This window comes from Ciceribacter sp. L1K23 (genome assembly GCF_018122705.1).
Classification (GTDB): Bacteria; Pseudomonadota; Alphaproteobacteria; order Rhizobiales; family Rhizobiaceae; genus Allorhizobium.
In genome coordinates, this window is record NZ_JAGRRC010000001.1 from 1,806,576 (window position 1) to 1,833,257 (window position 26,682).

31 protein-coding genes are annotated in these 26,682 nt (G+C 62.7%); 13 read left to right on the forward strand and 18 right to left on the reverse strand.

Going from position 1 to position 26,682, the window contains the following annotated elements; genetic code table 11:
- Positions 1 to 5 precede the first annotated feature (5 nt).
- From J5J10_RS08445 to J5J10_RS08475, 7 genes are all read right to left on the reverse strand, one after another.
- Positions 6 to 839 carry a phosphatidate cytidylyltransferase gene (locus J5J10_RS08445; RefSeq protein ID WP_211929568.1) on the reverse strand — a complete coding sequence of 278 codons (834 nt, stop codon included), beginning with the start codon at positions 837 to 839 and terminating at the stop codon, positions 6 to 8.
- Between the two features lie 5 nt (positions 840 to 844).
- Positions 845 to 1,591 carry an isoprenyl transferase gene (locus tag J5J10_RS08450; RefSeq protein ID WP_211929569.1) on the reverse strand — a complete coding sequence of 249 codons (747 nt, stop codon included), beginning with the start codon at positions 1,589 to 1,591 and terminating at the stop codon, positions 845 to 847.
- Positions 1,592 to 1,636: 45 nt separating this feature from the next.
- Entirely contained in the window at positions 1,637 to 2,197 is a 561-nt protein-coding gene (frr, locus tag J5J10_RS08455) for a ribosome recycling factor (RefSeq protein WP_208549935.1), read from the reverse strand.
- A 59-nt stretch (positions 2,198 to 2,256) separates the two neighbouring features.
- Positions 2,257 to 2,979, reverse strand: coding sequence for a UMP kinase (pyrH, locus tag J5J10_RS08460; RefSeq protein ID WP_208549934.1), 723 nt, complete (start codon positions 2,977 to 2,979; stop codon positions 2,257 to 2,259).
- A gap of 99 nt (positions 2,980 to 3,078) precedes the next feature.
- A complete protein-coding gene (gene tsf, locus J5J10_RS08465) occupies positions 3,079 to 4,005 on the reverse strand; it encodes a translation elongation factor Ts (protein WP_208549933.1) in 927 nt (308 codons plus the stop codon).
- Between the two features lie 221 nt (positions 4,006 to 4,226).
- A complete protein-coding gene (gene rpsB, locus J5J10_RS08470; protein WP_208549932.1) occupies positions 4,227 to 4,994 on the reverse strand; it encodes a 30S ribosomal protein S2 in 768 nt (255 codons plus the stop codon).
- Between the two features lie 198 nt (positions 4,995 to 5,192).
- On the reverse strand, positions 5,193 to 6,020 hold the full coding sequence (locus J5J10_RS08475; protein WP_208549931.1) for a cell envelope integrity EipB family protein: 828 nt from the start codon (positions 6,018 to 6,020) through the stop codon (positions 5,193 to 5,195).
- Between the two features lie 119 nt (positions 6,021 to 6,139).
- Between J5J10_RS08475 and J5J10_RS08480 the strand changes: the two genes are divergently transcribed.
- From J5J10_RS08480 to J5J10_RS08500, 5 genes are all read left to right on the forward strand, one after another.
- The gene (locus J5J10_RS08480) at positions 6,140 to 6,607 is read left to right on the forward strand and encodes a RidA family protein (RefSeq protein WP_211929570.1); all 468 of its coding nucleotides are present in this window, start codon (positions 6,140 to 6,142) and stop codon (positions 6,605 to 6,607) included.
- 1 nt (position 6,608) lies between these two features.
- A complete protein-coding gene (locus tag J5J10_RS08485; RefSeq protein ID WP_211929571.1) occupies positions 6,609 to 7,343 on the forward strand; it encodes a glycerophosphodiester phosphodiesterase in 735 nt (244 codons plus the stop codon).
- Positions 7,340 to 8,533 (forward strand): GNAT family N-acetyltransferase, encoded by a 1,194-nt coding sequence (locus tag J5J10_RS08490; RefSeq protein ID WP_211929572.1) that lies wholly within the window; start codon positions 7,340 to 7,342, stop codon positions 8,531 to 8,533. The genes J5J10_RS08485 and J5J10_RS08490 overlap by 4 nt, the downstream gene beginning before the upstream one ends.
- A 57-nt stretch (positions 8,534 to 8,590) precedes the next feature.
- The gene (locus J5J10_RS08495) at positions 8,591 to 9,010 is read left to right on the forward strand and encodes an HIT family protein (RefSeq protein WP_211929573.1); all 420 of its coding nucleotides are present in this window, start codon (positions 8,591 to 8,593) and stop codon (positions 9,008 to 9,010) included.
- A 285-nt stretch (positions 9,011 to 9,295) separates the two neighbouring features.
- Entirely contained in the window at positions 9,296 to 9,490 is a 195-nt protein-coding gene (locus J5J10_RS08500) for a hypothetical protein (protein WP_211929574.1), read from the forward strand.
- Here J5J10_RS08500 and J5J10_RS08505 read toward each other — a convergent pair.
- The 4 genes from J5J10_RS08505 to J5J10_RS08520 form a co-directional block, all read right to left on the reverse strand.
- Complete coding sequence (locus J5J10_RS08505) at positions 9,447 to 10,367, reverse strand: DUF1989 domain-containing protein (RefSeq protein ID WP_211929575.1); 921 nt, start codon at positions 10,365 to 10,367, stop codon at positions 9,447 to 9,449. The two genes, J5J10_RS08500 and J5J10_RS08505, sit on opposite strands and share 44 nt — an antisense overlap.
- Positions 10,368 to 10,474: 107 nt before the next feature.
- The gene (locus tag J5J10_RS08510) at positions 10,475 to 10,807 is read right to left on the reverse strand and encodes an AzlD domain-containing protein (protein WP_211929576.1); all 333 of its coding nucleotides are present in this window, start codon (positions 10,805 to 10,807) and stop codon (positions 10,475 to 10,477) included.
- Positions 10,804 to 11,562 (reverse strand): AzlC family ABC transporter permease, encoded by a 759-nt coding sequence (locus J5J10_RS08515; RefSeq protein WP_211929577.1) that lies wholly within the window; start codon positions 11,560 to 11,562, stop codon positions 10,804 to 10,806. The genes J5J10_RS08510 and J5J10_RS08515 overlap by 4 nt, the downstream gene beginning before the upstream one ends.
- Positions 11,563 to 11,606: 44 nt before the next feature.
- Complete coding sequence (locus tag J5J10_RS08520; protein WP_211929578.1) at positions 11,607 to 12,200, reverse strand: TetR/AcrR family transcriptional regulator; 594 nt, start codon at positions 12,198 to 12,200, stop codon at positions 11,607 to 11,609.
- A 160-nt stretch (positions 12,201 to 12,360) separates the two neighbouring features.
- Between J5J10_RS08520 and J5J10_RS08525 the strand changes: the two genes are divergently transcribed.
- Positions 12,361 to 12,759, forward strand: coding sequence for a RidA family protein (locus J5J10_RS08525; RefSeq protein WP_208549918.1), 399 nt, complete (start codon positions 12,361 to 12,363; stop codon positions 12,757 to 12,759).
- Positions 12,760 to 12,840: 81 nt separating this feature from the next.
- Here J5J10_RS08525 and clpA read toward each other — a convergent pair whose 3' ends face one another.
- The 5 genes from clpA to cysE all read right to left on the reverse strand — a co-directional run bounded on the left by clpA (position 12,841) and on the right by cysE (position 17,537).
- Entirely contained in the window at positions 12,841 to 15,291 is a 2,451-nt protein-coding gene (gene clpA, locus J5J10_RS08530) for an ATP-dependent Clp protease ATP-binding subunit ClpA (protein WP_211929579.1), read from the reverse strand.
- Positions 15,292 to 15,301: 10 nt separating this feature from the next.
- Positions 15,302 to 15,649, reverse strand: coding sequence for an ATP-dependent Clp protease adapter ClpS (gene clpS, locus J5J10_RS08535; RefSeq protein WP_208549914.1), 348 nt, complete (start codon positions 15,647 to 15,649; stop codon positions 15,302 to 15,304).
- A gap of 225 nt (positions 15,650 to 15,874) precedes the next feature.
- Positions 15,875 to 16,219, reverse strand: coding sequence for a phasin family protein (locus tag J5J10_RS08540; protein ID WP_208549911.1), 345 nt, complete (start codon positions 16,217 to 16,219; stop codon positions 15,875 to 15,877).
- 169 nt (positions 16,220 to 16,388) lie between these two features.
- Positions 16,389 to 16,592, reverse strand: a complete 204-nt coding sequence (locus J5J10_RS08545; RefSeq protein WP_208549909.1) for a DUF3126 family protein — start codon at positions 16,590 to 16,592, stop codon at positions 16,389 to 16,391.
- A gap of 120 nt (positions 16,593 to 16,712) precedes the next feature.
- Positions 16,713 to 17,537, reverse strand: coding sequence for a serine O-acetyltransferase (cysE, locus tag J5J10_RS08550; RefSeq protein WP_211929580.1), 825 nt, complete (start codon positions 17,535 to 17,537; stop codon positions 16,713 to 16,715).
- Positions 17,538 to 17,609: 72 nt separating this feature from the next.
- Between cysE and J5J10_RS08555 the strand changes: the two genes are divergently transcribed.
- The gene (locus tag J5J10_RS08555; RefSeq protein ID WP_211929581.1) at positions 17,610 to 18,413 is read left to right on the forward strand and encodes an enoyl-CoA hydratase-related protein; all 804 of its coding nucleotides are present in this window, start codon (positions 17,610 to 17,612) and stop codon (positions 18,411 to 18,413) included.
- Here the strand turns inward: J5J10_RS08555 and J5J10_RS08560 are convergent.
- Complete coding sequence (locus J5J10_RS08560; protein WP_211929582.1) at positions 18,400 to 19,197, reverse strand: alpha/beta hydrolase; 798 nt, start codon at positions 19,195 to 19,197, stop codon at positions 18,400 to 18,402. The two genes, J5J10_RS08555 and J5J10_RS08560, sit on opposite strands and share 14 nt — an antisense overlap.
- Positions 19,198 to 19,359: 162 nt before the next feature.
- On the opposite strand from J5J10_RS08560, the gene J5J10_RS08565 reads away from it, so the two are divergent.
- Together J5J10_RS08565 and J5J10_RS08570 are read left to right on the forward strand one after the other, a co-directional pair.
- Positions 19,360 to 19,605: a zinc-finger domain-containing protein gene (locus J5J10_RS08565; RefSeq protein WP_208549902.1), complete on the forward strand. Its 246-nt coding sequence runs from the start codon at positions 19,360 to 19,362 to the stop codon at positions 19,603 to 19,605.
- Between the two features lie 40 nt (positions 19,606 to 19,645).
- Positions 19,646 to 20,809, forward strand: coding sequence for an FAD-dependent monooxygenase (locus J5J10_RS08570; RefSeq protein WP_211929583.1), 1,164 nt, complete (start codon positions 19,646 to 19,648; stop codon positions 20,807 to 20,809).
- A 2-nt stretch (positions 20,810 to 20,811) separates the two neighbouring features.
- Here J5J10_RS08570 and J5J10_RS08575 read toward each other — a convergent pair whose 3' ends face one another.
- Positions 20,812 to 22,002: a cystathionine beta-lyase gene (locus J5J10_RS08575; protein ID WP_211929584.1), complete on the reverse strand. Its 1,191-nt coding sequence runs from the start codon at positions 22,000 to 22,002 to the stop codon at positions 20,812 to 20,814.
- Between the two features lie 356 nt (positions 22,003 to 22,358).
- Between J5J10_RS08575 and J5J10_RS08580 the strand changes: the two genes are divergently transcribed.
- From J5J10_RS08580 to J5J10_RS08595, 4 genes are all read left to right on the forward strand, one after another.
- Positions 22,359 to 23,387, forward strand: a complete 1,029-nt coding sequence (locus tag J5J10_RS08580) for an amino acid ABC transporter substrate-binding protein (protein WP_208549892.1) — start codon at positions 22,359 to 22,361, stop codon at positions 23,385 to 23,387.
- Between the two features lie 94 nt (positions 23,388 to 23,481).
- Positions 23,482 to 24,675, forward strand: a complete 1,194-nt coding sequence (locus J5J10_RS08585; protein WP_211929585.1) for an amino acid ABC transporter permease — start codon at positions 23,482 to 23,484, stop codon at positions 24,673 to 24,675.
- A 36-nt stretch (positions 24,676 to 24,711) separates the two neighbouring features.
- The gene (locus tag J5J10_RS08590) at positions 24,712 to 25,830 is read left to right on the forward strand and encodes an amino acid ABC transporter permease (protein WP_249116867.1); all 1,119 of its coding nucleotides are present in this window, start codon (positions 24,712 to 24,714) and stop codon (positions 25,828 to 25,830) included.
- A gap of 23 nt (positions 25,831 to 25,853) precedes the next feature.
- On the forward strand, positions 25,854 to 26,627 hold the full coding sequence (locus tag J5J10_RS08595; RefSeq protein WP_211929587.1) for an amino acid ABC transporter ATP-binding protein: 774 nt from the start codon (positions 25,854 to 25,856) through the stop codon (positions 26,625 to 26,627).
- Positions 26,628 to 26,682: the final 55 nt, after the last annotated feature.

A 26,682-nucleotide genomic window follows, 5' to 3' on the forward strand; every position in this document is an offset into this window, starting at 1 on the left:
CCGTTTTAGAGGCCGAACAGGAAACCACCCAGTGTCGCGACCGGTCGACCGGTCGAAGCCGCGTGGAACACGGCGAGAAAGAACGCGGTGAAACAGGCAAAAACAAGTCCGTCGACCCGATCCATCACACCGCCGTGGCCAGGGATCAGGTGGCTGGAGTCCTTCACGCCGAATCGACGCTTGATGAAGGACTCGAAGAGGTCGCCGATCTGGCTGAAAACCGACAGCAGCAAGGCGACGACCACGACCCACAGACCGACGTTCTGGAAATAGACGAGCGCGAGCGAGACGCCGCCTATGACACCGGCGAGCGTGCCGCCGATCGCGCCGGACCAGGTCTTGCCGGGGGAAATGCGCGGCGCGAGCTTCGGTCCGCCAATCGCGCGCCCGACGAAGTAGGCGAGAATATCGGTCGACCAGACGACGGCGAAAACGAACAGCATGGCGGCAAAGCCGACCGCATCGTTGCCGCGGATCTCCGCCAGCGCCACGGCCGTCAGCCCCGCATAGGCGATGCCGCCGGGCAGCCAGCCGCTCCACACCCTGACGATGGAGAGGATCAGCGCGGTGACGAAAAAGCCTGCTAGCAGCGGTACGGTGAGATCCGGCTCGCCGAACAGCATGTTGAGCGAGACGACGCCGACCGACAGCCACCCCCAGCTATGGCCCGGAACGGACCGTTCGTAGAGCCGCGTCATCTTCGACCACTCGTAGAACACCAGAAGCGCGATCGCGGCGGCTAGAATACGGAAGGCGAAGCCGCCGAACCAGGTGGCCGCGACCACGACCGCGATCAGGACGATCGAGGAGTAGATTCGCAGTGTAAGCTCGCGCGACATGGACATCACGACCTGACGGCGACCGGCGGCCGGCCGGCGAGCCCGCCGAAGCGGCGCTCGCGCGCGGCGAACCGATCGAGGGCCCCTAGGAAGACCTCGCGGCTGAAATCCGGCCAGTATTCCGGCACGAAGACGAGTTCGGAATAGGCAGCCTGCCAGAGCAGGAAATTCGAAAGACGCTCCTCGCCAGAGGTGCGGATGATGACATCGGGATCGGGAATGCCGGCGGTGTCGAGGCGTTCGCCGATCGCCTCGACCGTCAACGCCTCCGGCGGCAGGCGGCCTTCGGCGACCTCGCGCGCCAGTGTAACCGCGGCCCGCGCGATCTCGTCCCGCGCTCCGTAGTTGAAGGCGATCACCAGCGTCAGCCCCGTGTTGTCGCGGGTGGTCTCCTCCGCCTCGATCAGCAGCGGCAGGATGTCGTCACGCAGGTTGTTGCGGTCGCCGATGACCCGGACCTTGACGTTTTCCGCATGCAATTCAGCGAGATCGCGGCGAATGAACATGCGCAAGAGGCCGAAGAGATCGTTGATCTCGGTGGCTGGCCGACGCCAGTTTTCCGATGAAAAGGCAAAGAGGGTCAGATAGCGGATACCCACATCGCCCGCCACGCGGACGGCCTCGCGCACCGCCTCGACCCCCTTGCGATGCCCGACGGTCCGCGGAAGTCCGCGCGCATTCGCCCAGCGGCCGTTGCCGTCCATGATGATGGCGACATGTTCGGGCGGAGTGCGGTCGTCGGATATCGTCATGGGAGGTTCCGGATTAGGCAGCGGTCGATGCAGTGCAGTGCAGCATCAGACCTGCATGATTTCCTTTTCCTTCTCCGCGAGCAAGCGGTCGACGTCGGAAATCGTGTCATCGGTCAGCTTTTGCACCTTCTCGGAATGGGCGCGACTGTCGTCCTGGCCAATGACGCCGTCCTTCTCGGCCTTTTTAAGGCCGTCCATGCCGTCACGGCGCACATGGCGAATCGCAACCTTGGCCTTTTCGGCATATTCGTGCGCGATCTTGACCAGCGACTTGCGGCGCTCTTCGTTGAGTTCCGGTAGCGGAATGCGAAGATTCTGGCCATCGATGATCGGATTGAGCCCAAGATTGGCCTCGCGGATGGCGCGATCAACGGCATTGACCATCGACTTGTCCCAGACAGAGATGCCGAGCATGCGTGGTTCGGGAACGGTCACGTTCGCGACCTGGTTCAGCGGCATGCGCGAACCGTAGGCTTCGACCGTGACGGGGTCGAGAAGGTTGGCCGAGGCGCGGCCGGTGCGCAGCGACGCGATGTCGTGCTTGAACGCGTTGATCGCGCCTTCCATGCGGCGCTTCAGGTCGTTGAAGTCGATGCCTTCACTCATGGTCATGTCTCCCATTCTTTACTGGCGGTGCCGCGCCCCGGTGGGCGAAGCCGCCGTTCTCAGGTGTCGCTGACGATGGTCTTGCGGCCGCCGCCGGACAGGATTTCGCAGAAACCACCCTTCTCGTGGATCGAGAAGACGATGATCGGGATGGAGTTTTCGCGCGCGAGCGCGACAGCGGCCACGTCCATGACCGCAAGACCGCGCTCGAGAACCTCGCTGTGGGTCAGCTGGTCGAAGCGCGTCGCGTTCGGGTCCTTCTTCGGGTCGGCGGAATAGATGCCATCGACCTGGGTACCCTTGAAGATCGCCTCGGCGCCCATTTCGGCGGCACGCAGAGCGGCAGCCGAGTCGGTCGTGAAGAACGGGTTGCCGGTGCCGCCGGCGAAGATCACCACCCTGCCCTGCGACAGGTGGTGGATCGCGGCGCGCTGCGAGAAGCTCTCGCAGATCTCAGGCATGGCGATCGCCGACAGGACAACGGTATCGATATCAAGCTTGCGCAGCGATGTGGCGAGCGCCAGCGCGTTGATGACGGTCGCCAGCATGCCCATGTGGTCGCCCGTCACACGGTCGCCACCCTTGGAGGCGACAGCAACGCCGCGGAAGATATTGCCGCCGCCGACGACGACACCCACCTCGACCCCCATCCGCCGCGCCTCAGCGATATCGCCGGCGATGCGGTCGGCGACCGCGACGTCGATGCCGAAGCCCTGGCTGCCCATCAGGGCTTCGCCGGAGGCTTTGAGAAGGACGCGCTTGTAGAGAGGGGTGGAGGTCATACTGGCTCCTGTCGATGAACTTACTGCCCGATACACGAAGGGCACCGCGTTGTCACGCGATGCCCGATCTTTTCCAAAACACGGACAAGGCGTCCGTAATCAGCCCTTGGCGGCAGCGGCAACTTCGGCGGCGAAGTCGGATGCTTCCTTCTCGACGCCTTCGCCGAGCAGCAGGCGGGCCATGCCGACCACTTCGATCGGAGCGCCCACTTCCTTCTCGGCTTCCTTGACGGCGGCGCCGACGGTCAGCTCCGGATTGATGACGAAAGCCTGCGAGAGAAGGGCGACTTCCTCGAAGAACTTGCGCATGCGGCCTTCGACCATCTTCTCGATGATGTTGTCCGGCTTGCCAGAGGCGCGCGACTGCTCGATGAAGACGTTGCGTTCGCGCTCGGCGACGGCGGCATCGACTTCCTCGGCGCGGATCGCCAGCGGATTGGTGGCGGCGACGTGCATGGCGACCTGACGACCGATGGCAGCGAGCGCATCCTTGTTGCCGGTCGACTTCAGCGCGACGAGAACACCAAGCTTGCCAAGGCCGTCGGCGACGCCATTGTGGATGTAGGTCGCGACGACGCCGTCCTCGACCGAGAGCTTGACGGCGCGGCGCAGCGTCATGTTCTCGCCGATATGGGCGATCGCGTCCTTGATCGTGTCGGCGACGGACTTGCCGGTGGCCGGATAGCTGGCGGCGGCAATGGCGTCGACGGTGCCGTCGGTGCCGAGCGCGACCGAGGCAACGCCACGGACGAGATCCTGGAACGCGTCGTTACGGGCGACGAAGTCGGTTTCGGAGTTGACCTCGACCACGACGGCGGAGGTGCCGGCGCTGGCGATGCCGACCAGACCTTCAGCAGCGGTACGACCCGACTTCTTGTCGGCCTTGGCGATGCCCTTGGCGCGCAGCCAGTCGATGGCGGCTTCCATGTCGCCGTCGGTCTCGGCGAGAGCCTTTTTGCAGTCCATCATACCCGCGCCGGTCTTCTCGCGCAGTTCCTTCACCAGTGCAGCAGTGATTTCAGCCATTGTTTGCCTCTTGATCGTTTTCGCGGACGCAGGACGCACGATGGGCGCCTGGCCCGTGTCGGGCACGACATGTACCCGCAACATGACAACGTGATGAACCGGTCACCACGGAAAATGGAATGTCCCAGGCTTTGCGGACCAAATGCCCTCGCCTGAAAGAAACCGGCCGCCGAACGACCTTTCGGCGCGGCGGCCAGTCATGATCGCGTCAGAAGCGGCGATCAGGCGCCGGCTTCTTCCTCGAGAGCCGGCTCGACCGGAGCTTCGGCCGATGCGCCGATGTCGCGGCCTGCCGCGCCCTGCTGGCGAGCGATGCCGTCGATGGCAGCACGCGCGATCAGGTCGCAGTAGAGAGCGATGGCGCGCGAGGCGTCGTCGTTGCCCGGGATCGCGTAGTCTATCTGGTCCGGATCGCAGTTGGAGTCGATGATGGCAACGACCGGGATACCCAGGCGCTTGGCTTCATCGATGGCGATCTTTTCCTTGTTGGTGTCGATGATGAACATCAGGTCCGGAGTGCCGCCCATGTCGCGGATACCGCCGAGAGCCTTGTCCAGCTTCTCGCGCTCGCGCTCGAGGTTCAGGCGTTCCTTCTTCGTGAAGCCCGAGGCTTCCGAGTTCAGGATCTCGTCGAGCTTGCGCAGGCGCTGGATCGAGTTCGAGATGGTCTTCCAGTTGGTCATCATGCCGCCGAGCCAGCGGGAGTTGACGTAGTACTGGGCCGAACGCTTGGCGCTGTCAGCGATGATTTCCGAAGCCTGGCGCTTGGTGCCGACGAACAGAACGCGGCCGCCACGAGCGACGGTGTCGGAAACGACCTGGAGGGCCTTCGACAGCATCGGGACGGTCTGAGCGAGGTCGATGATGTGGATGTTGTTGCGGTCGCCGAAGATGTACGGCTTCATCTTCGGGTTCCAGCGGTGAGTCTGGTGGCCGAAGTGGACGCCGGCTTCCAGAAGCTGGCGCATGCTAAAATCGGGCAAAGACATGCCTGTCATTCTCCTTTTCCGGTTGAACCCCCGCGTGGCGAACAGCACCCCTTTCGGCGTGCCACCGGGCGGAACGGACCGGATTTCTCCCGGACAATCCCAAGCCACGCGTGTGGAATGGAGGTGGCCTTATAGCCAAGGCGCCGGGAAATCAAGGCATTTGTGACAGAAAGACGGGATTAGTGCCGGGGCGACGCCCTACTTGCAGTCGCCGTCGCCCAGAATCTCCAGCCGGGACAGCTTGCCGGTGAGGACGAAATCCCCGTAATCCAGCGTCAGGTCGCGGGTGATGCCGTTTTCATAGAGCTTGAAGGAATTGGTATAGATCGGCAGCTGATCGCCGGCGCCCGCCTCGTCGAAATAGGCGATGGAGACGGGCCAATAGCTCGACTTGGCGAGATCGCCGGCCGCCTTGACTTCCGGATCCTCGGCCGTCGAGGGCTGCGAATTGCCGACGACGATGGTCGTCATGTAGCTGCGATCGCCGTCCTCGGACCCGTCGAAAATCCGCGCCTCGAAGATCGCACGGCCTTGCCTCGCGCGGTCGATGATCTCAAGCATGTGCTCGGCTGGAAAATGGCTGCTCGCCAGTTCCACGGTGCGACGCGCTGGCTCGGACAGTTCTATCTTGACGCCTTCCTTCTCCTCCTGGGCCAGGCCGCTGACATCCTTGTCGAGCTGATCGTCGGTAAAGGACTTCGATTCGAACTCGAAGGTGCCCGCCTTCAAGTCTTCGAACATGACGCTCTGCTGGTCGGTCACGCGCACCTGGTCGCCGGTGTCGATCCGGTTCACGAAGCGGTAGTTCGTCGTGTAGCCGGCGCATTCGGAACCGCTGAACTCGAACACGAGCCGGCCGCTCAGTCCCTCGATGCCGGAGCGTTCGGAGGCTTCCTTGAGCTCGATGTCGTAGACGGCGCGGTGCGGAACGAGGCCCGCGGCGATCGTGGCGCTGGCGCTCGCGGCGCTGAGGCAGCCTGCCGTTGCGACCACGGTGGCGACGATCGCCGTCCTCGAGCTTTGCATGCAATTCCTCCTGTCGGACTCGCCGCCGATGCGATAAGAACTCTCTCGGTTCAGGCGAGGCATTTGCCCCTCTGAATGCAGCATTCTTGAAGATTTTACAACAAATCCGGGAAACGAAAATGTCCGACGTCATCGAAAACCGCCTCCAGGAGCGGGGCATCACCCTGCCCGCCGCCGCAGCGCCGGCCGCCAACTACGTGCCCTACGTGATCAGCGGCAATCTGCTCTTTCTCTCCGGACAGCTCCCGATGGAAAATGGCAAGGTGGCGGTGACAGGTCTCGTCGGTAGCGAGGTGGCTCTGGCCGACGCGCAGCGCGCGGCAGAACTCTGCGCCATCAACATCCTGGCTCAGGCGAAGGCAGCGCTGTCCGGCGATCTCGGACGCATCAAGCGCATCGTCAAGCTGAACGGCTTCGTGGCGTCGGGCGCCGGCTTCACCGACCAGCACCTCGTCATCAATGGCGCATCGAACCTCATCGCCGACATCCTTGGCGATGCCGGCAAGCACGCGCGTGCCGCCGTCGGCATGGCCTCGCTGCCGCTCAATGCCACCGTCGAGATCGACGCCATCATCGAGATCGCGTGACATGGGCAAGCTCGACTGGCTGACAGAGCGCCCGATCGCGCATCGCGGCTATCACGACATGAACAAGTCGGTCTGGGAGAACACGCTCTCGGCCTTCGCCCGCGCCATCGAGGCGGGTTTCGCGATCGAGTGCGACATCCAGCTGTCCGCCGACAGCGTGCCCATGGTGTTCCATGATCACGACCTGCAGCGGCTTTGCGGCATCAACGGCGAGGTGCGGGAGCGCACCGCTGCCGAACTCGGCATGCTGTCGATCGGCGGCACGTCCGACCGCGTTCCGACACTGAAGCAGATGCTCGCACTCGTGAAAGGCCAGGTGCCGCTCGTGATCGAGCTCAAGGGCATAGGCGCGGTTGAGGACGAGGGCTATGTGGATGACGTTCTCGACGCGCTAGAGGGATACCAGGGCCATGTCGCGCTGATGAGCTTCGACCACTGGCTTTTGAAGGCGCTGAAGGAGGCCGACTGCCCCTACCCTGTCGGGCTGACGGCGGAAGGGGCCAAGCCGGAGGATTTCTTCACCCACGACGAGGCCATGGCCTGGGGGCTGGATTTCATCTCGTATGCGGCCGCCCACTTGCCGAACAGCTTCATCACCGCGCAGCGCCAGCGCGGAATTCCGGTCATTACCTGGACGGTCAGGGATGAAATCATGCGGGCGCATACCTATACCTATGCGGAGCAGATGACATTCGAGGGTTTTGACCCGCGGGAGAGCCAGACAGCCACGGCATGACCGACAGCGTCACCATCCGGATCGCACGATCCTTCGACGATATCGCGCCCGCCATGTGGGCGCGCCTTTCCGGCACATCGAAACGCGACGGAATGCCCTATCATCCGTTCCTGTCGCATGCCTTCCTGTCGGCGCTCGAAGCCTCGGGATCGGCCGTACGGGAGACCGGTTGGCTGGGCCACCATCTTCTTCTGGAGCGCGGAGGCGACCTTCTCGGCGCAATTCCCGCCTACCTCAAGAGCCATAGCCGCGGCGAATACGTCTTTGACCAGGGCTGGGCCGATGCCTTCGAGCGCGCCGGCGGTTCGTATTACCCCAAACTGCAGTGCTCAATTCCCTTCACGCCGGCGACAGGCCCGAGGCTTCTGGTGGCCGAAGGGCAAAATCCGCGCGAGATTCAGGGATTGCTTGCCGCCGGCCTGCAGCAGGTCGTGCGCGAGCTTGGCGTCTCCTCCGGACATGTCACGTTTCTGCCCGACGCGGAGGTATCCGTCTTCGAAGACGCCGGCTATCTGCACCGGACGGACCAGCAGTTCCATTTCATCAACAACGGTTACGCAGATCACGAGGCGTTCCTCGGCGAACTCTCGTCCTCCAAGCGCAAGAACCTGCGCAAGGAGCGGCGCAATGCGCTTGCCAACGGAATCGAGATCGACTGGCTGACGGGGTCGGATCTCACCGAGGATATCTGGGACCAGTTCTACGCCTTCTATATGGACACCGGCAGCCGCAAATGGGGCCGTCCGTATCTGACGCGCCATTTCTACTCGCTGATCGGCGAAGGCATGGCCGACGACGTGCTTCTCGTGATGGCAAAGCGCGAGGGCCGCTATATCGCCGGTGCGATCAACTTTATCGGGACCGAGGCGCTCTACGGGCGGCACTGGGGCTGCGTCGAGGACCATCCCTTCCTGCATTTCGAGGTCTGCTATCACCAGGCGATCGACTTCGCCCTGTCGAAGGGTTTGAAGCGGGTCGAGGCGGGTGCGCAGGGTGAGCATAAACTGGCGCGGGGCTACGTGCCGGTGACGACCCATTCCGCACACTACATTTCCCATCCGGGCCTGCGCCGGGCGGTTGCAGACTATCTCGAGCGGGAACGGCTCGAGGTGGAGCATATCGGCGACTATCTCAGCGAACATACGCCGTTCCGCAAGGGTGAGCGGCAGCAGGCGGAAAGCGATGATTGACGGCTTGATCGGCATGACGGGCCGTCGTTAAGTACGCGCGACAATGAGGAGAGTCCCATGACCAGCTATGACAGCGACAACGTCTTCGCCAAGATCCTGCGCGGTGAAATCCCGTCCGTGAAGCTTTACGAGGATGACGACACGCTGGCTTTCATGGACGTGATGCCACAGGCGCCGGGCCATCTGCTGGTCATTCCGAAGGCGCCCTCCCGCAACATGCTCGATGCCGACCCAGCCGTCCTCGCGAAGGTCATCCCGGTGGTGCAGAAGCTTGCGGTCGCCGCAAAGGAAGCCTTCGAGGCCGATGGCGTGTTCGTGGCGCAGTTCAACGAACCGGCAGCAGGGCAGACGGTCTTCCACCTGCATTTCCACGTGATCCCGCGCCACGACGGCCAGCCGCTCAAGCCGCACAGCGGCGGCATGGAGGATATCGAGGTGCTGAAGGCGAACGCGGAAAAGATCAAGTTGGTACTCTAGCGCACCAAAGGCCGTTTTTTTGGCCAGACTAAAATTGGGTCTTGTTAATAACGCATTTCACCCGCATGATGATGATATCGACAGCATTTTGAAACGGGCGCTGTCGGCGGGAGGCTCGTTACCTTTGCCCCAAGCCAAGGAGGACATCATGTCTTCCATGCCCACCATATCAGGCGTCGACGTTCGTCGCCGCCGTGCATATCAACCGAAACGGGCGGTTTCGGTTCCTAGTACAGAAGTCCGATCCGCTTTTCATTGCTCTCTCTCCAACAGGAGGACGGAACGATGAACCAGCAACGCTATGAATGCATCAGGGAACCCGACGGTCGTTGGACTGTCATTGATACCTTCACCAACCGGCCATCGCTCATCGGTGACCGCGAGGCTTCGTCGCTCCGCCAGCACGAGGCGATCGAGGTGACAGAGCTTTTGAACCTCATTCCGCTGTCTCCCTACCCGCAACGGTACGGGCAGGGTTAAGCGCGCCACCCACGGCCCCTCCTGACGAGGGGCTGACATAGCCGTTGCGATCAGGGAACGGCCAGGTCTTCAGCATCTCCATATCCGGCTGGAACACCTCCACCTTCAACGGGTGACAGGTGGCTGTATCGCTCGAATGCTCGGCGCTACAGTCGCCGCCCGGGCATGCCGAAAGACCACCCAGAAGATCGATCTCCGCGAAAAACTCCAGGTAGTCGCCCGGACGGACCGGGCTTGCCTTCATGAAATACTGGTGCGTATCGGCGGTGAAGCCGGTGCACATGAAGACGTTCAGTACATCGTGGACGAACGGTTCGGCTTGGCCGAATGTCATGCCGCGTGCGCCGGCGAGCGCGCGCGTCAGGTTGGAATGGCAGCAGTGGTGATAGTCGCCGCCGGCAAGCAGGCGGTGGGTGTAAGGATCGCAGCGCGTCCCGATGACGTCGTGGACGCCGCCGCCATAGTCGTCGAAGCCGTACCATCCGAGCGTGTCATGCGTGATCGTCGCCATCGGCCTGAGATTCGGCAGATTGCTCCACAAGCGGTTTCCGGTCGTGACATGCGTTGCGTGCAGCGCCCGCGTCTTGCCGCTGAAGAACCGCTCATTGAGATCGTTGGCGTTCCAGAGATTGAGATCGCCGACCTGCGGGCCCTCGATGCTGACGATGCGGAAGAAATGTCCCTTCGGCACGGCGAACGTCCGCCCCTCGCGCGGCGGCACGATGACTTCGTCGATCTTCTCGATCGTCGCCCGCGCCCTGTCGAGCAAGGACATATCGGGCGCCGGCAGGGTCTCGTTCGGATAGCAGATGACCGGCTGGACGGCGCGGCGGGCCGCAGCATCGGCAGGGGTGGCGACGGAGGCGTTCGACGTCATGACATGTCCTTCAGTTCTTCCGGGGTTTTCCCCCACTCTCTTCAGCATCCTGACCTGCCGCGTGACAAACTGCCATTCCAAGAGCGGCAGCGGCTTTTCCGTGGGGCTCACAACAGCGCCAGGCCCGCCGCCAGCAGCACGATCGGCACCACAACGCCAACGGCAACGCGCTGGCCGGTGGCAAGGAAGGCGGCAAAGCCGGCGAGCGTCGCCCCGAGCCGCAACCACAGCGGCGTTTCCGCGAGTGAGCCGGTGGGAAACACGATCAGCTTCACCGTGACCGCCATCACCAAGGCCGTCGCCACGGCCTTCACCCAGCGCAGCGCCTCGGATTCCTCGTCCAGCCGGTTGCCGGCCAGAACTCCCAGCCAGCGCCAGATATCGGTCGCCAGCCAGCCGGCGACGATGATGACGACATAAACCCAGTAGTCGGACATCACGGCATTCCCTCGTCCGGCGCCACCCTGGCCGCTTTCGAGCGCCTGATCTGGCGGTCGATCACCCACGCGAGCGTTCCGCCGCCAATGCCGGCGATCAGGATATCCATGCCAGGCGCGACAAGGGCGAGCACCGGACCGCCGACCGCTCCGATGACGAAAGCGAGCTTCAGCAGGGGCTGGCGCGACGTCGCCCAGATCGAGGCGATGAAATAGACGGGTGTGAGGAAATAGAGAATACCGGCGACAACGGGCGGAAAAGCCGCGACAAGGCCGAAACAGATGCCGACCAGAGCCGTGTTGACCAGCGTCAGCGTCATTCCGAAGCCGGCGAAATAGGTGGTGCGATGCTCGCGCGGGACCGCGCTGATCGTGCGGGTGGCAAAGACCCAGGCGGTGATGGCGACGAAATGCGAGAGGAACAGCAGCCACCAGGTCGGCGTCCGCTCGCTGCGCATGTCTGGCACCAGAGACGCGACCATCGGCATCATCCGGATCGACGAGAGCGAGACAGCGAGGATGATCGCGAAGAGATGGGCGCCGCTTACCAGCATGCCTGTGAGGATCATCTTGGCCGGCAGCGCCCAGACCATCAGCGTCATGAACATTGCCTCGCCGCGCGTCAGTCCGGCCTCGAAGGCGAAGGCGGCGAAGCCGACGAAGGAGGTCATCAGGATCAGCGCCGGAAGCGTGAAGATTCCCCGCGCGCCGGCAAGGAACCAGTGGAGTGAGGATGATGAGTATGCTGCTTCGGACATCGATCTACCGCTAGCGCAAACGCGCGGCACGGGCAATGCGCCTGTCATGCCGGCTTGGCGAGCAAACCCGCCGCGAGCGCCCGGAATGCCTCCAGCGCTTTCGGCAGCACGCCTTTGGGATCGTCACTCGCAGCCACCCACAGCGCCGCGTTGAGCGCCGCGCCGCTCACCAGCCGCGCCGCCGCCTCGGCGTCGAGCGGCTTCATGACGCCACGCTCGATCAGCTTCTCCACCGTTCGGCGCGTGACCTGCAGGCAGCTGTTCTGGCTCGGCCACAGCGACGGATCGCCGAGCACGGCGGGACCGTCGAGCAGGACGATGCGCTGGACCTCGGGATCAAGGGCCATCTCGATATAGGCAGCGCCCTCGGCCAGCAGGCCGTCCCAGTCATCGGCGGTCTCTGCGCCGATCTGCTGGGCGCGGGCGGCCATCTCGCTGTCGATCTGATCGACGACGGCGGCCAGCAGGCCGCGCTTGTCGCCGAAGTTGTGGTAGAGGGCGCCGCGCGTCAACCCGACCTCAGCCGTCAGCTCGTCCATGGACGCGGCCGCATAGCCCTTTTCCGCGAACGCCTTGCGCGCCGCGCCGATCAGCTTGGCGCGGTTTTCCTCCATCGTTTCTGCACGGCTTTTGGCCATTCGGCTACTCTTTCACATACGTAACGTATTTCAACTTGACATACGGCGCGTATGTCATCAGATTACATACGCACCGTATATGAAAATTGAAGACCTGGAAAGCCGGCGGCGCATGACGTCCGCGGAACGGGTCTCGTCATGCCATAGATAAGGAAAATCAATGTCCAAGCCTCAACCCGTCTTCCCCGCCAATCGGCACGCGCTCTATGAAGAGCATGGCTATTCCGCCGCAATCCGATCCGGTGATCTCCTGTTCGTCTCCGGCCAGGTGGGCAGCCGTACAGACGGCACCCCGGAACCCGATTTCGCGAGGCAGGTTGAGCTTGCCTTCGACAATCTGCGGGCGACGCTCGCAGCCGCCGGGTGCGGCCTCGATGACATCATCGATGTGACGACCTTCCACACCGACCCGGAAAACCAGTTCGGCACCATCATGGCCGTGAAGCAAGCCGTGTTCCCGAAAGCGCCCTACCCCAACTGGACCGCCGTTGGCGTCACCTGGCTTGCCGGTTTCGACTTCGAGATCAAGGTGGTGGCCCGCGTCCCCAATGCCGGCTGAGGTCTCAGAGAGAGGCTTCAATTCTGGAAACGCAGAAAGGCCGGGCATTGCCCGGCCTTTCTGTGTGTCGAATTCCTCGACTTATTTCTTCGGCACCCGCGGAACCGATGTCCGGCGCTTCGGCTCCGGTTCCGGCTCGGTCACCTTCTCCGCCTTGGCCTTCGCCGCCTTGCGGGGCTTTTTGGCCTTGGCCTCGACCTGCTCGGCCTCGGGCTTCGGCTTGACCGGAGCGACTTCGGACACCGCCTCCAGATCCAGCACCTCGGCGCCTGTATCGTCGGTCTTCACACCGACCTTGACCACGCCGCCCTTCTTCAGCTTGCCGAAGAGGATCTCGTTGGCGAGCGGCTTCTTGATGTGCTCCTGGATGATCCGCGACAGCGGCCGGGCGCCCATCTTCTCGTCGTAGCCGCGCGTCGCGAGCCAGGCGATTGCCTCCTTCGACAGGTCGAAGGTGACGTTGCGTTCCGACAACTGGGCTTCCAGCTGCATGACGAACTTCTGCACGACCTGGTGGATGACCTCCGTCGGCAGCGGCGCGAACGGAATGGTTGCGTCAAGGCGATTGCGGAATTCCGGCGTGAACAGGCGGTTGAGCGCCTCTTCGTCCTCACCGGTGCGCTTGGACGAGCCGAAGCCGATCGCGGCCTTGGCCATTTCCGATGCGCCCGCATTGGTCGTCATGATCAGGATGACGTTGCGGAAGTCGATCTTCTTGCCGTTGTGGTCCGTCAGCGAGCCGTGGTCCATCACCTGCAACAGGATGTTGTAGATATCCGGATGCGCCTTCTCGATTTCGTCGAGCAGCACGACCGAATGCGGATGCTGGTCCACCTGGTCGGTCAGGAGACCGCCCTGGTCGAAGCCGACATAGCCGGGAGGCGCACCGAGCAGACGGGAAACCGTGTGCCGCTCCATGTATTCCGACATGTCGAAGCGCAGCAGTTCAACGCCGAGCGACGAAGCCAACTGCTTCGCAACCTCGGTCTTGCCGACGCCGGTCGGACCGGAGAAGACATAGGCGCCGATCGGCTTGTTCGGTTCGCGCAGACCCGCGCGCGCCAGCTTGATCGAGGTCGACAGCGCCTCGATCGCCTTGTCCTGGCCGTAGACGACAGACCGCAGTTCCTTTTCGAGATTGGCGAGAACCATCTCGTCGTCCTTGGACACCGTCTTCGGGGGAATCCGGGCCATGGTGGCGATTGTTGCCTCGATCTCCTTCTCGGTGATCAGCTTGCGCCGCTTGGACGCGGTCAAAAGCATCTGCGCCGCGCCCGTCTCGTCGATCACGTCGATCGCCTTGTCCGGCAGCTTGCGGTCGGAGATGTAGCGGGCCGAAAGCTCAACGGCGGCCTTGATGGCGTCGTTGGTGTATTTCAGCTTGTGATAGTCCTCGAAGTAGGGCTTCAGGCCCTTCATAATCTCGATCGCATCGTCGATCGACGGTTCGTTGACGTCGATCTTCTGGAAGCGGCGGACCAGCGCCCGGTCCTTCTCGAAGAACTGGCGGTATTCCTTGTAGGTGGTCGAGCCGATGCAGCGGATCGCGCCGGAAGAGAGGGCCGGTTTTAATAGGTTCGATGCATCCATCGCGCCGCCAGAGGTGGCGCCGGCGCCGATGACCGTGTGGATCTCGTCGATGAACAGCACGGCTCCCGGATACTCTTCCAGTTCCTTGACGACCTGCTTCAGGCGTTCCTCGAAGTCACCGCGATAGCGCGTGCCGGCGAGCAGCGTGCCCATGTCGAGCGAGAAGATGGTGGCGTCGGCCAGCGCTTCCGGCACCTTGCCTTCGACGATGCGCTTGGCAAGGCCTTCGGCGATCGCCGTCTTGCCCACACCGGGATCGCCGACATAGAGCGGGTTGTTCTTCGAGCGACGGCACAGGACCTGGATCGTGCGGTTGACCTCGTCGTGGCGACCGATCAGCGGATCGATCTTGCCGCCCTTGGCCTTTTCGTTGAGGTTGACGCAGTAGGCCTTCAGCGCGTCCTGCTGCTTCTTTTGGCCGCCTTCGTCAGCGTCGCGGGCCTGCTTGGCCTCGCTCTCGCCTTCCTCGGCACCGCGCGGCGCGCGGGTCTGGGTCGCCCCCGGACGCTTGCCGATTCCGTGCGAGATATAATTGACCGCATCGTAGCGGGTCATCTCCTGCTCCTGAAGGAAGAAGGCGGCGTGGCTCTCGCGCTCGGCGAAGATCGCGACCAGCACGTTCGCGCCGGTGACTTCCTCGCGGCCCGACGACTGGACGTGGATCACCGCGCGCTGGATGACGCGCTGGAATCCGGACGTCGGCTTGGAATCCTCGTCATACCCCGTCACGAGATTGGCGAGTTCGTTGTCGACATAATCCTTGACGGTCTTGCGCAGAGCGTCGAGATCGACGTTGCAGGCGCCCATCACGGCCGCCGCGTCGGCATCATCGATCAATGCCAGCAGCAGGTGCTCGAGCGTTGCATATTCGTGGTGCCGCTCGTTGGCAAAAGTCAGTGCCTGATGCAGCGCCTTCTCTAGACTGGGAGAAAATGTGGGCACAGTCAGTTCCTCATTTCTTTTCCATCACGCACTGAAGCGGATGTTCGTGCTGCCTCGCGAAATCCATCACCTGGCTGACCTTGGTCTCGGCCACCTCATAGGTAAAGATGCCGCACTCGCCGACGCCATGATTGTGGACATGCAACATGATACGGGTCGCTGCCTCGCGATCCTTCTGGAAGAAACGCTCCAGGATGTGGATCACGAACTCCATCGGTGTGTAGTCGTCGTTCAGAAGCAGCACGCGATACAGGTTCGGCTTCTTCGTCTTCGGCTTCGTACGCGTGATCACCGAGGTGCCGCGATTGGCGTTGTCCCCATCCCGTTGCTGCTGCATGAGAAGCGGCTTGGCGATCATTTCAATTCATTCTCCTCGGCCAGGGACGGTTTTGAACGACAAGACCGCCCCGTGACACAGTTGTCATAAGGTAGTTCGATTTGAGCCAATTTTAAGCCCCCCGTGGCGCAGTGCAAACAGATTTGCGCAAAGGGCCCAAAAATAAGGAGGAAGAGAGCGTACAAACGAAAAAAAACCGGCCGCGAATGTCGCGACCGGTCCTTGGGATTGTCGGGTTTAAACCGCTCAGGCGGCGTTCGACATCGACATTGCCTTGGAAACAGGTGCCTCGTAGGGCTTGTAGGCGGTCTTTGCGAGATCGGCGTACATTTCGCCCATCTTCGTGGCTTCGGCAACGAAGCTCTCGTAAGACGACTTCAGATACGAGGTCTGGAGCTCCATGGCCTGCTCGACGCTCTTCACGGAGGTGAGCGCCTCCATGTGGGCGGCCATGTCCTGGAACGATTTCTTGGAATATTCGGTTGCTTCGGTGGCGATCGCCTGGAAGCCCCTGGCGACGTCGGAATAGCCCTTCAGCGCGTTGTCCATGGCTTCCTTGCCCTTCCGGTTGGCTTCGTCAAAATTGAACATGCAAATGCTCCTTCCCGTCGTTGTTCTGAGCCTCATATAAGCACTGGCGCACATTCGGTCAAGGAATTTTGTTGCATTGCACAAAATCTCTTGGTTGCATTTGACGACAATCAAGAAGGGCCGGTTGATCGCTCAACCGGCCCTCGAATGTCATCAAACGGGGAACCGCTCAGAGATCCACGTCGAGGATCGCCATCGAGAAATTGTAGGACAGATCGCCATCCTCGTCGTCCTTGAAGACGACGCCGAGAAACTCATCGCCCAGATAGACTTCGGCCGAGTCATCCTTGCGCGGCCGCGCCTTGACGACCATGTTCGGATTGAACATGCGCTTGAAGTAGGCTTCGAGTTTCTTGATTTCTTCCGGCTTCACCGCAATCTCCATCAACTGTTCAAATCGCGGCGCTTGTCGCACGGCCCGCGCGCCGCTGTAAAGGCGCGAGCGCCGTTTATCCGGTTTTCTCCGAGAATTAGCCCGGCTGGAAAGAGCCTCTCACGCCTCTGAGGCGAGCATCTGGTCCATCGACCGGGCGGGCTCGGCGCAACCGGCTTCGCCGACCACGCGGGCCGGGACGCCGGCGACGGTCGAGCAAGGCGGAACGGGTTTCAGCACGACCGAACCGGCTGCCACACGAGAGCAATTGCCGACCGTGATATTGCCGAGCACCTTGGCGCCGGCGCCGATCAGCACGCCATCGCCGATCTTTGGATGGCGATCGGCGCCCTCCTTGCCGGTGCCGCCGAGCGTGACGCCGTGCAGGATCGAGACGTTGTCGCCGATCCGCGCGGTCTCGCCGACGACAAGGCCGGTGGCATGGTCGAGGAAAATGCCGCGGCCGACATGAGCAGCGGGGTTGATGTCGGTCTGGAAGACGCTCGACGAGCGGCTCTGCAGGTAGAGCGCCAGATCACGGCGACCCTTCTTCCACAGCCAGTGCGCCAGACGATGGGTCTGGATCGCGTGGAAACCCTTGAAATAGAGGACCGGCTCCAGGAACCGCAGGCAAGCGGGATCACGGTCGTAGACCGCCTGGATGTCGACGCGCACGATCGTCGACCATTCCGGCCAGTCCTCGAGCATTTCCTCGAAGGTCTGGCGCAACAGCGTCGCCTGCAGATCGGGATGGTCGAGCCGTTCGCAGATCCGATAGATCACGCAGTCTTCCAGCGAGCGGTGGTTCAGGACGGTGGAATAGAGAAAGGCGGCGAGCAACGGCTCGCGCTCCGCCGCAAGCTTGGCCTCCTGACGGAGCGTGTCCCAGATCGGGTCCATGGTCTTCAGCGATTGTCCCTGAAGCATTTCGCTCTTGGCCGGCATCGACTGTCTCCTCGTCGTGTTCGATGACAATATATATAGCAAGTGTGACTCGACTTAAATGGGCCGATCAAAATGAAGATAACGAGTGATTTCGCCCGAGGGCGAGTGAAGGCCGCGTGTCGCGATAGCGTGGGTACGCTGGTACTCGACCATCCGGAGCGGAAGAACGCGGTCACCCTTGCGATGTGGCGGGCGATCCCGGAAGCGCTGCACTGGCTGGTGGCGGACGCCCACGCTCGGGTCGTCGTGCTGTCGGGGGCCGGCGAGCGGGATTTTTCCGCGGGCGCCGACATTTCCGAGTTTCCGACCGTCCGCAAGGACGCGGAGACGGCTCGAATCTACGAGGCGGCCAATTCAGCGGCGTTTGCCGCCGTGCGCGACTGCCGGGTTCCGGTGGTCGCGGCGATCAGGGGCATCTGCTACGGCGGCGGTTTCGGGCTGGCAGCGGCCTGTGACTTGAGGCTGGCCGACGACACCGCCGTGTTCGCCGTGCCGGCGGCGCGGCTCGGGCTTGCCTATCCGGCCGATGCCGTCGGCGACTTCCTGCTGTCGCTCGGCGCGCAACAGGCGCGCAAGGCGCTCTTCACCGGCGCGGCGATGACCGCCGGTACGCTCGCCGCCAATGGCTTCCTTCTGGAGGTCACGCCACCTGGCGCACTCGACGGCGCCGCCTTCGAGCTTGCTGGCATGATCGCGCAGAACGCGCCGCTCTCCGTGCAGGCGGCCAAGCTTGCGCTGCGGGCTACCGAAACCGCCGACCCGGTGCTTATGTCGGACGCGGCGGTACTCGGTGCCTCGACCTTCGAAAGCGAAGACTACGCGGAAGGCCGCGCCGCCTTCGTCGAGCGGCGGAAGCCGATCTTCACCGGGCGGTGAGCGGACCGTCCAACTCGCGATAGAAATCCAGCACCGCCGCCTTGAACACCCGGTCGCCGACGGCGAGCATGTGGTCGCGGTTCGGGATGTCGATCGCCCGGGCGTTCGGCATGATCTTCGCCAGCTCCTCGCCTGAGCCGGCGATATCGTCCTTCGTGCCGACGGCAATCAGTGTCGGCTGGTCGATGCTTTCGGCCTGTTCGCGCGTCACCAGCACACGCGAGGTCTGGATGCAGGCGGCGAGCGCGAAGCGATCCGAACGGGTCTGGTCGGCGAACAGGCGGAACATGCGGCCGCGTTCATGGGTGACGTCGGAGAGCGATGGCGCCAGCAGCGCGTCGGCGATCGGGTCCCAGTCGCCGACACCCTCGATCATGCCGATTCCAAGGCCACCGAATACGAGCGAGCGGACCATATCTGGATAATCCAGCGCCATGAACGCCGAGATGCGGGCGCCCATTGAGTAACCCATCACATGGGCCTTTTCGATGCCCAGATGCTTCAAGAGCGCGGCGGCGTCGGCGGCCATCAGCGGCGGATAGTAGGCCTCCGAATCGTGCGGGCGGTCGCTCGCGCCATGGCCACGATTGTCCAGCGCGATCACCCGGTAGCCGGCTTCAATCAGTGTCTTCAGCCAGCCCGGATTGACCCAGTTGACGCTCGCCGTCGAGGCAAAGCCGTGAATCAGCAACACCGGCGGGGCGTCTCTTTCTCCCTGGTCAAAATAGGCAAGCTGCAGGCCATCGTGATAAAACAGGGAGAATGCGGGCACGTTGAGGTTCATGCGGCGGGTCCTTTCGTCGGCGCGCACCATAAGAGAACACACTCTTTCATCCAACGGCCCGCGAAAGTTTTTCTCGCCGCTTCCCCAGGCGCGGCACTACACATTTGCGGCGAACGGCGATAATGTCCGCCGCAAACAGGCAATGGCAGCGGAGAGACATTCATGGCCGGGCACTCCATCCCCCACTTCCAGAACGATGGCGGTCACCGCGTGATCGAGATCGGCGTGAAGGAATTCATGTGCACCGGCGCATCCGTGCCGTTCGACCATCCGCACATCTTCATCGACATGGGCGACGACAACGAGAAGGTCTGCTCCTACTGCTCGACGCTCTATCGCTACAATCCGTCCCTGAAGGCGGAACAGACGATCCCGGCCGGCTGCGTGTTCCACAGCAAGGCCGCCTGATCTCCAGGTCTAGAAACCGGCCGTCAGGACGGCGTTTTCCATGTCCATCCAGAACGTCGCGATCGTCGGCGCCGGTGTCGCCGGGCTGACGGCCGCGCTCTCCTTCGCGCGTCTCGGCATACACTGCAACATCCTCGAGCAGGCGCCGCAGCTGACCGAAGTCGGCGCCGGGCTGCAGCTCTCGCCGAACGCCTCGCGCATTCTCGCCGAACTCGGCGTGCTCGATGATCTTGAGCGAAAATGGTGCGAGCCCGACACGCTGCGGCTTGCCGACGGGCGCTCGCTGAAAACCATCACCGCCCTGCCCGCCGGTCGTTTCGCCCGCGAGCGCTGGGGCGCGCCTTATGGCGTCCTGCATCGCGCGACCTTGCAACAGGGCCTGCTCCACGCGGTGCTGCATAATCGCAATTGCCGGCTGCATCTCGGCTCGCGGCTGACATCGACCGATCCCGCATCCATCGAGGCACTGACCGGCGTGAAGGCCGACCTCTTCGTCGGCGCCGACGGCGTGTGGTCGACCCTTCGCGAGCGGGTGCCCAACAGTCCCGGCGTCACTTTTTCCGGCAATGTCGCCTGGCGGTTTACCCTGAAGGACACGGGCCGCACTGACATTCTGGATCCGTCGAACCTCACCGCCTATCTCGGCCGCGACAGCCATATGGTCTGCTATCCGCTCAAGGAGATCGACGGCTTCAACATCGTCGCGATCACGGCCGGCGCCAGTCCGGGCGAGACCTGGGCGGCGCAGGGCAGCGCCGCGCAACGGGCGGTCCTCATGGAACGGTTTTCCGGCTGGAGCCGCAAGGTCGTCGCGCTGTTGCTGGAGGCTGGCGAGCCGACGTTCTGGCCGCTTTACCAGGCGAGTGCCGGCAGCTGGCAGAACGGCCGCGACACGGTCCTGATCGGCGACGCCGCGCATGCCATGATGCCGTTCGCGGCCCAGGGCGCGGCCATGGCGATCGAGGATGGGTTCGAACTGGCCGGCACGGTGTCCCGCCAGCCCCTGCCACAGGCACTGTCATCCTTCGAGACCGGCCGGAAACGCCGTGCCGCCAAGGTCAAGGATCGGGCCGATTTCAACCGGATGGCCTATCACGCAAGCGGCCCGATGCGGGTCGCGCGCGACCTTGTGCTGTCGCTCAGATCGCCGAAGGCTCTGATTTCCGATCTCGACTGGCTCTACGGCTACCGCGCCAAGGGCTGATCTCAGACCTTCGCAGCCGCCGCAAAACCGCGTTCGAGATCGGCGATGATGTCCTCGACATTCTCCAGGCCGATCTGCAGACGGATGACCGGGCCTTCCGCCGGTGCCTTGCAGATCCGGCGGTCGTCGAGATTGACCATGACCGCTAGGCTCTCGTAGCCGCCCCACGAATAGCCGAGGCCGAAGAGGGAGAGTTCGTCGAGGAAGGCGCGGGCCTTTGGCTTGAACTGTGCCTGACCGTCGGCGGCAAGCACGAAGGAGAAGATTCCGCTGGCGCCCTTGAAGTCGCGCTTCCAGATGTCGTGGCCGGGAAAGCTCGGCAGCGCCGGATGCAGGACCCTGGCCACACCGTCCCTGCCCTCCAGCCATTCAGCCACGGCAAGGGCTGCCTTCTGGTGCGCATCGAGCCTAAGGCCCATAGTGCGCAGGCCGCGCAGGATCATGTAGGAATCATCCGGCGACGGGCAGGTGCCGAGCGTAATCTGAGCCTCGTGAAGCGCTTTCCAGTGGGCCTCGTTGGCCGAAACCGTTCCCATCAGGATATCGGAATGGCCGGACGGATATTTGGTGGCGGCGTGGATCGAGACGTCGACGCCGAAATCGAGTGGCCGGAAATAGAGCGGCGTCGCCCAGGTATTGTCCATGGTGACGACGCAGCCATGCTTGTGGGCGGCGTCGGCGATGGCGCGGATGTCCTGCATTTCGAAGGTGTTCGAACCGGGTGCCTCGGTGTGCACGAGCTTCGTGTTGGGGCGGATCAGCGTTTCGATGCCGGCGCCGACGGCAGGATCGTAATACTCGATCTCGACGCCCAGACGCGTGAGCATCGTGTCGCAGAAATGGCGGCAGGGCGAATAGACCGAATCGACGATCAGCGCATGGTCGCCCGCCGACAGGTAGGCGAGGAATGGCACGGTGATCGCGGCCAGCCCCGAAGGCACCAGAATCGTTCCGGCGGAGCCCTCCAGCTCGTCGATCGCCGCGCAGAGCGCATCTGTCGTCGGCGTACCGCGCGTTCCGTAGGTGTATTTCTGGGCCCGGGTTTCCATCGTCTTCACGTCGGGAAACAGGACCGTTGACGCGTGAACGACCGGCGGATTGACGAAACCGAAGAAGTCGGACGGGTCGTTTCCGATATGGCAGAGCCTGGTATCCGTGCCGGCTTCGGCCAGCATCTTCTTGCGGTCTTTCATGTGTAAAGGCACCTTTTGTCAGCGTCGTATCGGCGGCATTTGTGGCCTCCCCGGCGGGGTCGGTCAAGAGGGCCTGCACACGTCTCCAAAACGGTAAAAACGCGATTCAAAGCGTTTTCAGCAGTCACTTTTTTGTTCAACAGCTGCCTTAGAACAGCAAAATATGCCCATTTTTCAAGCCATTTAGGCGAATTGCCACTTTTGTGTCCGATTCTTGCCATCAACACTTGACCACACACCCATTTACGACTGTGATAGGTCGGTCCGCGCCGGGAGGGCGGCGGGCCGGTGGCATGCGCGTTTTCACAGGCGCAACCCACCGTCAGCAAAAAGACAACAGATAAAGGTTGGGAAAAATGAACATCAAGTTCCTGTCAGTCGCACTCGGCGCTGCGGTTCTCGGAATGGGCGCGTCCGCCGCCTCCGCCGCTACGCTCGACGACGTGAAGGCCAAGGGTTTTGTTCAGTGCGTCGTCAACACCGGTCTCGCCGGCTTTGCTTCACCTGACGCCTCCGGCAACTGGTCCGGTTTCGACGTTGATTATTGCAAGGCTGTCGCAGCGGCAATTTTCGCCGACGGAACCAAGGTCAAGTACACGCCAACCACGGGCACCACGCGCTTCCCCGCGCTGCAGTCCGGCGAAGGCGACGTGCTGTTCCGCAACACCACGTGGACGATCAGCCGCGACACCGCGCTCGGCTTCAACTTCCGCACCGTCAACTACTATGACGGCCAGGGCTTCATGGTCCCGAAGAGCCTCAACGTTTCGTCGGCGCTCGAACTCTCCGGCGCTGCCGTCTGCGTCCAGGCCGGCACCACGACCGAACTGAACCTCGCCGACTATTTCCGCGCCAACAACCTGGAATACAAGCCGGTCGTCTTCGAAAAGTTCGAGGAAGTGAACGCTGCCTACGCCGCCGGCCGTTGCGACGTCTACACGACCGACCAGTCGGGTCTCTATGCCGTGCGTCTCAACCTGACCAACCCGGACGACCACGTCATCCTGCCGGAAATCATCTCCAAGGAGCCGCTTGGCCCGGCCGTTCGCCAGGGTGACGACCAGTGGTTCGATATTGTTTCGTGGACGCACTACGCTCTGGTGCAGGCTGAAGAATTCGGCATCACCCAGGCCAATGTCGACGAAATCAAGTCGTCCACCACCAACCCCGACATCAAGCGCTTCCTCGGCACCGAAGCCGACTCGAAGATCGGTACCGACCTTGGTCTGACCAACGACTGGGCCTACAACATCATCAAGGCCGTCGGTAACTATGGCGAAGTGTTCGAGCGCAACATCGGCGCGTCCACGCCGCTGAAGATCGAACGTGGCCTCAACGCTCTGTGGACCAAGGGCGGCCTGCAGTACGCTCCGCCGATCCGCTGATCCGCTGATATCGGCCGGGGCGTCTGACGCGCCCCGGCCTTTTTGCCTGACGACGACACAATAAGGTTCGAAAAGAACCACAGGGGACTGGCCAATGACTGACCACGCCTTGAGCGCGCCGGCGGAACGGGGAACGCTTAGCAGCTATATCTACAATCCGACGGTCCGCGCGATATTCTTCCAGATCCTGACTGCGCTGCTGACCGTCATCTTCGTGATCTGGGTGACCGGGAATACGGCCGAAAACCTCGCTCGATCCGGCACCGCCTCGGGCTTCGACTTCCTCGACAGCCGCGCCGGTTTCGACATCGGCCAGTCGATGATCGAATATTCCAGCGACTCGACTTACGGCCGCGCCCTTCTGGTCGGTTTTCTCAACACGATACTGGTTGCGGTCACCGGCATCATCACCGCCACGATCGTCGGTTTCATCATCGGCATCGGCCGTCTCTCGGGCAATTGGCTGATTGCAAGGCTGTGCACCGTTTACGTCGAGGTATTCCGTAACATCCCGGTGCTGCTGGTCATCTTCTTCTGGTATTCCGGTGTCTTGAGCACCCTGCCCCAGGTTCGCGAATCTCTCGAATTGCCCTTCGGCATGTTCCTCAACAATCGCGGCCTCGCCATCCCCAAGCCCTCGTGGGGTGACGGCTCCATCGTGCTGCCGATCGCATTCGGGGTCGCTATCGTCGCCGCCATCGTCATGGCGCGTTGGGCCAAGGCCCGTCAGGCCGCGACGGGACAGCAGTTTCCCGTGGGCTGGGCGTCGCTCGGCCTGATCGTCGGCCTTCCCGTGCTGGCGTTTGCCGCGGTCGGTTGGCCGCTCAGCTTCAGCTTTCCGGAACTCGGACGCTTCAACCTTACGGGTGGTGCTGTCCTCGGGCCGGAATTCGTGGCGCTGTATCTGGCGCTGTCCTTCTACACCGCCTCGTTCATCGCCGAAACGATCCGCGCCGGCATTCGTGGCGTGGCGAAGGGCCAGAGCGAGGCGTCCGCCGCGCTCGGCCTTCAACCCAGCCAGGCGACACGTCTCGTGGTCGTGCCGCAGGCGATGCGGATCATCATTCCGCCGCTCACCAGCCAGTATCTCAATCTGACGAAGAATTCCTCCCTCGCCGCGGCGATCGGCTTTCCCGATCTAGTGGCGACAGGCGGAACGACGCTCAACCAGACCGGACAGGCTGTCGAGGTCGTGTCGATCTGGATGGTCGTCTACCTCTCGATCAGCCTGGCGACGTCCGTTTTCATGAACTGGTTCAATGCCAGAATGGCCCTGGTGGAGCGCTAACCGATGGCAACACAAAAAGCCTTTGTCCGTCAGGAAATGCTCGATCCACGCCCCGCCCCGATCAGTCAGGGCACAGTCAGCGGCTGGATAAGAGCCAATCTGCTCGCGACGCCCAAGGACACGGTGCTCACCATCGTGGCGCTCGCGCTTCTACTGTGGACCATCCCCGGCATCCTCAACTGGCTGTTCATCCAGGCAAGCTGGGTCGGCTCGGACCGTTCTGTCTGCGCCACCATCCCTCAGGGCGGCATTCAGCCGGAAGGCTGGAGCGGCGCATGCTGGGCCTTCGTCGAGGAGCGTTTCGGACAGTTCATGTTCGGGCGCTATCCACTCGATGAACGCTGGCGGCCGATCCTGGTCGCCGTCCTGTTCGTCGCGCTTCTCGTCCCGCTGCTGATCCCGAAGCTGCCGCGCAAGGGTCTCAACGCGCTTCTGCTGTTCGTGATCTTCCCCTTCGTCGCCTTCTGGCTGTTGCACGGTGGCCTCGGCCTCGAGCGGGTCGAGACGACGCTGTGGGGCGGACTGATGGTGACGCTGATCCTGTCCTTCGTCGGCATCGCCGTATCCTTGCCGCTCGGCATCCTTCTGGCGCTCGGCCGACGATCGAACCTACCGGTGATCAAGTTCCTCTGCGTCACCTTCATCGAGGTGGTGCGCGGGGTGCCGCTGATTACGGTGCTGTTCATGGCGAACGTCATGCTGCCGCTCTTCCTGCCCACCGGCTGGACGATCGACAACTTCCTCCGCGCGCTGGTGGGGGTCGCCCTGTTCGCCTCCGCCTACATGGCCGAAGTCATCCGCGGCGGGCTACAGGCGATCCCGAAGGGTCAGTATGAAGGTGCCGATTCGCTCGGCCTCAGCTACTGGCAGACGACGCAGCTGATCATCCTGCCGCAGGCGATCAAGCTCGTCATTCCCGGTATCGTCAACACGTTCATCGGGCTGTTTAAGGATACCTCGCTGGTCTCGATCATCGGCATGTTCGACCTGCTCGGCATCGTGCAGCTCAATTTCCGGGATGCGAACTGGATTACGCCGGTCACGCCGATCACCGGCCTGATCTTCGCCGGCTTCATTTTCTGGCTGTTCTGCTTCGGCATGTCGCGCTACTCCGCCTTCATGGAGCGGCACCTCGACACCGGACACAAACGATAAGAACTCGTTCAAGGGGAATCACCATGGCCAATGCCAATTCCGCTCCCATGGCCGTCTCGGACACAGACGTCGCCGTCGAAATCATCAAGATGAACAAGTGGTACGGCGATTTTCACGTGCTGCGCGACATCAATCTGAAGGTGATGAAGGGCGAGCGCATCGTCATCGCCGGGCCGTCCGGCTCGGGCAAGTCGACGATGATCCGCTGCATCAACCGCCTTGAGGAACACCAGTCGGGCAACATCATCGTCGACGGCATGGAACTGACCAACGACCTCAAGAAGATCGACGAGGTGCGCCGCGAGGTCGGCATGGTGTTCCAGCACTTCAACCTGTTCCCGCACCTGACGATTCTGGAAAACTGCACCCTGGCGCCGATCTGGGTGCGCAAGATGCCGAAGAAGGAGGCCGAGGAAGTGGCGATGCACTTCCTCACCCGCGTCAAGATCCCGGAACAGGCTCACAAGTATCCGGGCCAGCTCTCGGGCGGCCAGCAGCAGCGCGTGGCGATCGCGCGCGCACTCTGCATGCGCCCGAAGATCATGCTGTTCGACGAGCCGACCTCGGCGCTCGACCCTGAGATGGTGAAGGAAGTGCTCGACACCATGGTGGGACTTGCCGAGGAAGGTATGACCATGCTCTGCGTGACCCACGAAATGGGCTTTGCCCGTCAGGTCGCCAACCGCGTGATCTTCATGGACCAGGGCCAGATCGTCGAGCAGAACGCGCCGGCCGAGTTCTTCGACAATCCGCAGCACGAGCGCACGAAACTGTTCCTGAGCCAGATCCTGCACTGAGTGGAACACGAGCGTTGAGAATCAGGAAGGCTCGCCTCGCGCGGGCCTTTTTCTT